Source organism: Azohydromonas aeria, assembly GCF_009760915.1.
GTDB classification, from domain to species: domain Bacteria; phylum Pseudomonadota; class Gammaproteobacteria; order Burkholderiales; family Burkholderiaceae_C; genus Azohydromonas; species Azohydromonas aeria.
In genome coordinates, this window is sequence record NZ_VIDQ01000176.1 from 1 (window position 1) to 2,128 (window position 2,128).

At 68.6% G+C, this 2,128-nt stretch carries 3 protein-coding genes; all 3 read right to left on the bottom strand.

What is annotated here, in order from left to right; all coding sequences use genetic code 11:
• Positions 1-662, bottom strand: a 662-nt coding sequence (locus FJ694_RS36255) for an ABC transporter ATP-binding protein (RefSeq protein ID WP_157272364.1), incomplete at its 3' end; no start/stop codon positions are given.
• A gap of 34 nt (positions 663-696) precedes the next feature.
• Positions 697-1,485 (bottom strand): ABC transporter ATP-binding protein, encoded by a 789-nt coding sequence (locus FJ694_RS36260; protein WP_157272363.1) that lies wholly within the window; start codon positions 1,483-1,485, stop codon positions 697-699.
• A 16-nt stretch (positions 1,486-1,501) separates the two neighbouring features.
• The coding region (locus FJ694_RS36265) for a branched-chain amino acid ABC transporter permease (protein WP_198321192.1) at positions 1,502-2,128 on the bottom strand (627 nt) is incomplete at its 5' end.

The window sequence follows — 2,128 nt, forward strand, 5'->3', positions numbered from 1 at the left end:
AGCAGCTGCTTCGCCGGCCCGGTCATCGTGATCTCGCCGGAGTCCATGACGTAGCCGCGGTTGGCCAGGCCCAGCGCCCGGCTGGCGTTCTGCTCCACCAGCAGCACCGTCATGCCGCGCTGGTGCACGTCGTTCACGACCTCGAAGATCTTGTCCACCATGATCGGCGACAGCCCCATCGACGGCTCGTCGAGGATCAGCAGCTTGGGCCGCGCCATCAGCGCGCGCCCCATGGCCAGCATCTGCTGCTCGCCGCCGCTCATCGTGCCGGCGAGCTGGTTGCGCCGCTCCTTCAGGCGCGGGAACAGCGCGAACACCTTGTCGATGTCGTCGTCGATCTCGCGGTCGTTGCGGATGAACGCGCCCATCTGCAGGTTCTCGACGATGGTCATGCGCGTGAAGGTGCCCCGCCCTTCGGGCACCATCACCAGGCCTTCCTTGACCAGGTCCCACGCGCCGCGCCCGCGGATGGGCTTGCCCAGGAACTCGATGTCCCCGGCCGCCATGGGCTGCGTGCCCGTGACGGCCTTGAGCGTCGTGGTCTTGCCCGCGCCGTTGGCGCCGATGAGGCTGATGAGCTCGCCCTGGCTCACCTCGAAGCTGATGCCCTTGACGGCCTGGATGCCGCCGTAGGCGACCTTCAGGCCGTTGACCTTGAGCATGGTGGTGGGAGTGGTTGCCATTGCCCGCTGTCCTTCAATGCTGGCCGGCGCCGAGGTAGGCCTCGATCACCTTGGGGTTCTTCTGCACCTCGGCGGGCGTGCCTTCGGCGATCTGCTTGCCGTAGTCGAGCACCGTGACGCGGTCGCACAGCCCCATGACCAGCTTCACGTCGTGCTCGATGAGCAGGATGGTGCGCCCGTCCTTGCGGATGCGGTCGATGAGCTCGCGCAACACCACCTTCTCGGTCGCGTTCATGCCCGCGGCCGGCTCGTCGAGCGCGATGAGCTTGGGGTCGGTGGCCAGCGCCCGCGCGATCTCCAGGCGCCGCTGGTCGCCGTAGGAGAGGGTGCGCGCCTTGTACTCGGCATAGCGGCCGATGCCCACGTAGTCCATGAGCTCCTGGGCGCGCTCGCGGATCCTGGCCTCCTCGGCCTTGAAGCTCGGGGTGCGGAACACCGCCCCGATCAGCCCGGAAGCCGTGCGCACGTGGCGGCCCACCATCACGTTCTCCAGCGCCGTCATCTCGGGGAAGAGGCGGATGTTCTGGAAGGTGCGCGCGATGCCGGCCTTGGCCACCTCGTGCACGGCGGCGGGCTTGTAGGGCGCGCCGCCGAGCTCGAAGGTGCCGGAGTCCGGGATGTAGAGCCCGGTGATGACGTTGAAGAAGGTGGTCTTGCCCGCGCCGTTGGGGCCGATGAGGCCGTAGACCTGGCCGGCGCGGATCTCGATGCCCACGTCCGACAGCGCCTGCAGGCCGCCAAAGCGCTTGCCCACGCCGCTGACCTTCAGCACGGTGTTGCTGGTGCTCGTTGCGTTGCTCATGCGGTGCGCTCCTGGTTCACCGGGAGGTGCTGGCGGAGAGGGATGCGGCGGCAGGCGTGGCCGTGGCCTGGGCCACCGGGCCCGTCTCGCCGGTCGGCTTGGGCGCGGCCTTGCCGTGCTCGGGCGGCGGCCAGATGCCGCGCGGGCGCAGCAGCATCACGCCGATCATGGCCAGCGCGATGAGCAACTGGCGCAGGATCGCGGCGTCAAGGCGACCGCCCGTCATCTCCTGCAGCGGGCCCGCGACGTAGCGCAGGATCTCCGGCAGCGCCGACAGCGCCACCGCCCCCAGGATCACGCCGGGGATGTGGCCGATGCCGCCCAGCACCACCATCGCCACGATCATGATCGACTCCATCAGCGAGAACGACTCCGGCGAGATGAAGCCCTGGAACGCGGCGAACATCGAGCCCGAGACGCCGCCGAACGTCGCACCCATGGCAAACGCCAGCAGCTTCATGTTGCGCACGTTGATGCCCATGGCCTTGGCCGCGATGTCGTCCTCGCGGATGGCCATCCAGGCGCGGCCGATGCGCGAGTTCTCCAGCCGGTGGCAGATCACGACCGTGAGCACCACCAGCGCCAGGAACAGGTAGTAGTACAGGACGATCGGCGAGAGCGTGTACTCGCCGATGGTCAGTGG